A 1,068-nucleotide genomic window follows, 5' to 3' on the forward strand; every position below is an offset into this window, starting at 1 on the left:
GGTGAGAAAAAGTATGTAGAAAAATCATTCTATACGTATAATGAGCCATCTTTCGTATCTCCAAAAGGAGGAGGAGGCCAAGTCTTTACAGCGCAAGAGGTACCTGTTATCGATGGTACAACAAGTGGTTGGTTAAAGATTATTTCTTACGAAGGAGAGAAATGGATCAATCCAAATGGTGAGAAAAAGTATGTAGAAAAATCATTCTATACGTACAATGAACCATCATTTGTATCTGCAAAAGGAAATGGAGGCCAAGCTTTTTCAGCACAAGAGGTGCTTGTTATTGATGGTACAACAAGTGGCTGGTTAAAGATTATTTCTTATGAAGGAGAAAAATGGATTAATCCAAATGCTTCTGAGGTCTCAGGAGTAATTGAATTAGCTCTAAAACAATTAGGGAAGCCATACGTCTTTGGAGCATCGGGGCCTAATTCCTTTGATTGTAGTGGTTTCATATACTATGTATATAAAAATAATGGGTATAGTATTTCAAGGAATAGTGTAGCAGGATATTGGCCGATGGTAATTAAAATTAATGATCCGCAGCCTGGAGATTTAGTCTTTTTACAAAACACATATACACCTGGCCCATCACATATGGGGATTTATCTTGGAAACGGTGAGTTCATTCATGCAGGAAGTGAACAGACGGGTGTTGTAAGAGGAAATGTGTTTAGTTCATATAATCAAAAACATTTCCTTGGTTATGGTAGATTTAAAAAATAAGTTAGCAACGTTAGTATATAAATATCTTATAAGATATTTATAAGGATAGTTAAATAAAGTGATTTAACAGATTATAAAACAGCTATCAATTTTGATAGCTGTTTTTGATAGTTATGAAAAACAACAATGAATTTTCTAAAATGAAATATGCGTTGTTTCAGAGATTATTAATTGAAATATACGAAAGGATATAGGTGATATATATGTTAAAACACAGTGTAATGACGGGTGTATTAGCGAATGCGGATACGAAGGAAAATGTAGAAAAGTCATTTTATGCATATAATGAAGCTTCTTTTACATCAGTTAAATCAAATGGAGGCGTGGAATATCCGCCTC

The 1,068-nt window shown here is 33.8% G+C and carries 1 protein-coding gene; it reads left to right on the plus strand.

Going from position 1 to position 1,068, the window contains the following annotated elements; genetic code table 11:
- Positions 1–729: C40 family peptidase (locus tag MR113_RS27230; RefSeq protein WP_242257478.1), on the plus strand; the 729-nt coding region annotated here is incomplete at its 5' end.
- Positions 730–1,068 lie beyond the last annotated feature (339 nt).

It is taken from the genome of Bacillus cereus group sp. BfR-BA-01379 (genome assembly GCF_022663605.1).
GTDB lineage: Bacteria > Bacillota > Bacilli > Bacillales > Bacillaceae_G > Bacillus_A > Bacillus_A mobilis.